The 4,527-nt window shown below is 68.8% G+C and carries 4 protein-coding genes; 3 read left to right on the forward strand and 1 reads right to left on the reverse strand.

Annotated features, from left to right (window positions below; all coding sequences use genetic code 11):
• On the reverse strand, positions 1 to 719 hold a 719-nt coding region (locus tag AC6RA4_RS23480), incomplete at its 3' end, for a tetratricopeptide repeat protein (protein ID WP_500164412.1).
• Positions 720 to 917: 198 nt separating this feature from the next.
• Between AC6RA4_RS23480 and AC6RA4_RS23485 the strand changes: the two genes are divergently transcribed.
• The 3 genes from AC6RA4_RS23485 to AC6RA4_RS23495 all read left to right on the forward strand — a co-directional run.
• A complete protein-coding gene (locus AC6RA4_RS23485) occupies positions 918 to 2,138 on the forward strand; it encodes a GTP-binding protein (RefSeq protein ID WP_500164414.1) in 1,221 nt (406 codons plus the stop codon).
• A complete protein-coding gene (locus AC6RA4_RS23490) occupies positions 2,138 to 2,473 on the forward strand; it encodes a DUF6525 family protein (RefSeq protein ID WP_500164415.1) in 336 nt (111 codons plus the stop codon). Before AC6RA4_RS23485 ends, AC6RA4_RS23490 begins: the two co-directional genes overlap by 1 nt.
• Positions 2,474 to 2,523: 50 nt before the next feature.
• Positions 2,524 to 4,527, forward strand: a 2,004-nt coding sequence (locus AC6RA4_RS23495; RefSeq protein WP_500164417.1) for a cation:proton antiporter, incomplete at its 3' end; no start/stop codon positions are given.

Consider the following 4,527-nt stretch of genomic DNA (forward strand, 5'->3'; position numbering starts at 1 on the left):
TGCCGCATCTCGGCAAGGCCGGGATCCATCGGCGGCGGGAAGCCCGCATCGATCATCGCCACCGCCTCGTCCTGACGGTCGAGCTGGCTGAGGATCTCCGAGCGCGCCATCACCGCACGGCGGGTGTACTGCATGCTGCCGGCGCGGTTCTCGGCAAAGATCGCCTCGGCGCCCTCGAAATCGCCGACCGAGGCCAGCGCCATGGCCTTGTGGTAGAACGCGAAGGGCGCGAGGCCACGCTCTTTCGACACGGCGTCGAAGGCCTCGAGCGCGCCGCTCATCTCGCCCTTGCCGAGCACCGACCACGCCTTCACCAGCCCGTCGACCAGCGGACCGATGGCGGTCTTGTCCTCGATACGGGCAAGCAGCGCGTCGTAATCCTCGGTCTGGGCCAGCTCGGCGATCTGCGCCATGTGCCCGACCTGGCTCTGGAACCCCTGCTCGGACAGGCGGTCGGCCAGCGCCACGGCCTTGGCCACATCGCCCAGAGACAGGTTCGCCAAGGTCGCACGCTCGAGCAGTGCCGGGTTGCCGGGATCGAAAGCCACCGCGCGGCCGTAATATTCTGCCGCCGCCTTGAAATCTCCGCTGAAGCTGGCCTGACGCGCAGCGAGATAATCGCCCGCGAGACTCTCGGCGGTCAGCGGTCCGGCCACGCCCACGGCCATCGTCAGCGCGAGCGCCGTGTTGCGAAGAAGCCCGAGAGCCTTGCCTGCCATGCCAATGCCTCCTGTGTCGGTCCGGCAAGCCTATATGCGCCCGCCCGGCCACGCAATGCGCAGGCGGATCACGCCAGCGTCAGAGACCGGCGTCTCTTTGCCGATGCGACCGACGCGGCGATTTGCGGTTGAACCCCGAACGCGGCTCGGCGTAATTGATACGTTATAACATTGCGAATCATTCCTGAAGGAACCCCGATGCCTGCGCAAGACCGCCGCCTGCCCGTCACCGTCCTCTCCGGTTTCCTCGGGGCCGGGAAGACGACCCTTCTCAATCAGGTTCTCAACAACCGCGAGGGCCGCCGGGTGGCGGTCATCGTCAACGACATGTCCGAGGTGAATATCGACGCCGATCTGGTGCGCGACGGTGGCGCCGACCTCAGCCAGACCGAGGAAACGCTGGTCGAGATGTCGAACGGCTGCATCTGCTGCACCCTGCGCGACGACCTGCTGCAGGAGGTGCGCCGGCTCGCCGCCGAGAACCGCTTCGATTACCTGCTGATCGAAAGCACCGGCATCTCGGAGCCGCTGCCCGTCGCCGCCACCTTCGAGTTCCGCGACGAGCTTGGGCAAAGCCTGTCAGACGTGGCGCGGCTCGACACGATGGTGACGGTGGTCGACACGGTGAACCTGCTGCAGAACTACGCCAGCCACGATTTCCTGAAGGACCGGGAAGAGAGCCTTGGCGACGCAGACGACCGAACGCTGGTCGATCTGCTGGTGGACCAGATCGAGTTCGCCGACGTGGTGGTGCTCAACAAGATCGGCACGGCAGGGACCGACCGGACCGATGCGGCGCGGCTGATCGTGACAGCTCTGAACCCCGATGCGCAGGTCATCGAGACCGACTTCGGGCAGGTCCCGCAAGAGCGCATCTTCGACACCGGCCTCTTCGACTTCGCCACGGCGCACGAGCACCCGCTCTGGGCCAAGGAGCTTTACGGCTTTGCCGATCACGTGCCGGAGACCGAGGAATACGGCGTATCCTCCTTCGTCTACCGCGCCCGGCGCCCGTTCCACCCGCAGCGCATCCACGAGGTGCTGAACGGGCCGCTGCCGGGCGTGATCCGCGCCAAGGGGCATTTCTGGATCGCCACCCGCCCCGACTGGCTGGCGGAATTCTCGCTGGCGGGCGCGCTGAGCAGCATTCGCCCGATGGGCCTGTGGTGGGCCACCGTGCCCGAGACGCGGCGCCCCGATCACCCGCAGGCCCGGGCCTATCTCGCGCAGCACTGGCAAGAGCCGTGGGGCGACCGGCGGCAGGAGCTGGTCTTCATCGGCGCGGGCATGGACCGCGCCGCGATCACTGCCGCGCTCGATGCCGCCCTGCTCAAGGCAGACACCGGCTTCACACCCGAGCTCTGGACCACGCTCGAGGATCCCTTCCCCGGATGGCGCCGCGCCACCGAGGCCGCGTGATGGTCCGGGCGGGCGCGCATAACGCGAAGAGCTCTCTGCCACGGCGCAGGCGGAGCGGCGATCCGATGCAGAGCTTCGACCGCCTGCCGCCGGCCCTGCGCCGCTGGCTGGCGCAGGCCGCACTGCCGTGGTCGCCACGCTCGGCGCTGCGGGCGTGGCAGCGCAGTTTGACGGCCTGCGGCGGAGACCCAGCCGCGGCGCTGGCGCGTCTGTCCGAGATCGAGCGCGGCCAGCTTGCCCGCGAGCGCCGCGCGATCTGGGGCGCGCAGCATCCCGGCCCCGCAGGCGGCGCGGCACCGACCTCCGGTCGCAGTTGCGTGATCGCAGCGACTTAGCACGTAAAGGCATCTTCCGCAGAGCAGGGGTTTGCCGCTATTGCGGGGCCATGGACATCGTTGTTGTCACGACCGTTATCGCGTCGCTGTTTCTTGTCATTGGTCTGGCCGAGCCGCTCGCGGCGCGGGTGCGGCTGCCCTATAGCGTGATCCTCGCGGTGCTCGGCATCCTGATCGCCGCCGCGGCGATCTTCTTCCTGCGCACCACCCTGACCGACGCGCTCAATCCGGTGGCCGAGGCGATCCTCGGCCTGCCGATCCGCGCCAGCGTCTTCCTCTATGTGTTCCTTCCCACCCTGCTGTTCCAGGCGACGCTCGGCCTCAACATCCGCCGCATGCTGGACGACTGGGTGCCGATCCTGCTGATGGCGGTGGTGGCGGTCGTCGTCGCCACGCTCAGCGTCGGCTTCGCCCTGTCGTGGTTCTCCACCCTGCCGCTGGCCGCCTGCCTGCTGATCGGCGCGATCGTCTCGACCACCGACCCCTCGGCGGTGATCTCGATCTTCCGCTCGCTCTCGGCACCGCGCCGGCTGGCGCGGATCATCGAGGGCGAGAGCCTGCTCAACGATGCCGCCGCCATCGCGCTCTTCGGCTTCTTCCTCGGCTTCGTCATGCTCGGCCTGCCCGACCCGACCCTCGAAGACGCGCTGCGCCAGTTCCCGCTGCTGATCGTCGGCGGGGCGCTGACCGGCTGGATCCTGGCGCGCATCGCGGTGCGGCTGATGGGGCTCTTCGGGCGCTACGAGCTGGCGCAGCAATCGATCTCGGTCGCCCTGCCCTACCTCGCGTACATCACCGCCGAGCAGAGCATCGGCGCCTCGGGGGTGATCGCCGTGGTCGCCGCCGGCCTCACGCTCAACATCGTCGGCCCGGGCCGCCTGCCGCCCGAGGCCTGGACCAACCTGCGCGAGGTCTGGGACCTGCTGGCGCACTGGGCCGGGGCGCTGATCTTCATCCTCGCCGCCCTGCTGATCCCCCGGATGCTCGAGGAGTTCCGGCTCTCCGATGCAGGCCTCGTGCTCGTGGTCGTGCTGGCCGCAATTGCCGCCCGCGCCTTCATCCTTTTCTTCGTGCTTCCGATCATGGGCAAACTGCGCCTGTCGCCGCCGGTGGAACGGCCCTACCGGGCCGCGATCCTCTGGGGCGGGCTGCGCGGCGCGGTCACGCTGGCGCTGGCGCTCGCGGTGACCGAGAACTTCCGCGTACCGGTCGAGATCAAGCGCCAGGTCGGTATCCTTGCCACCGGCTTCACCCTCTTCACCCTGCTGGTGCAGGGCACCACGCTGCGCTGGGTGATCGGCAAGCTCGGGCTCGACCAGCTCTCGCCGCTCGACCAGGCGCTGTCGAAACAGGTGGTGGCGGTGTCGCTGCAGACCGTGCGCGAGGATGTCTCGCGCACGACGGCGAATTATGATCTCGACCAGCGTATCGTGCGCAGCGAGGCCAAGCGCTTCGGCGACCGGCTCGACGAGGCGGTGAAGCAGGCCGAGGAGGACACCGAGATCCTCGACAAGGACCGCGTCACGCTGGGCCTGATCGCGCTGGCCGGCGCCGAGCGCGACACGGTGATCGAACGGGTGCGGGATCACTCGATCTCGTCGCGCCTGTCAGAGATCCTGATGTCGGATGCCGAGCGCCTGATCGAAGCCACGCGCACCGGCGGGCGCAGCGGCTATCGCCGCGCCGCGCGCCGGGTGACCGCCTATGGCAAGGGGTTCCGGCTGGCGGCGCTGCTGCACAACCGGCTGCGCATCTCCGGCCCGCTGGCACGGCTCACCGCCGACCGCTTCGAGCTTCTGCTGTCGCAGAAGCTGATCCTGCGCGATCTCGACGGCTTCATTCACGGCCGCATCCGCCGCATCCACGGGCGCCGGGTCTCGGACCTGCTGACCGAGCTGCTGAGCCGCCGGGTCGAGACGGTGGACACCGCGCTCGAGGGGCTGCGGCTGCAATATCCGGGCTATGCCGAGACGCTGGAGCGGCACTTCATCCGCCGCACCCAGCTGCGCCTCGAAGAGCGCGAGTACAACGCCATGCGCGCCGACGGGCTGATC

It is taken from the genome of Salipiger sp. (assembly GCF_059781815.1).

Coding starts and splice junctions, on each gene's coding strand:
- AC6RA4_RS23490 (WP_500164415.1), top strand. CDS start 2,138: ATGGTCCGGGCGGGCGCGCATAACGCGAAGAGCTCTCTGCCACGGCGC.
- AC6RA4_RS23485 (WP_500164414.1), top strand. CDS start 918: ATGCCTGCGCAAGACCGCCGCCTGCCCGTCACCGTCCTCTCCGGTTTC.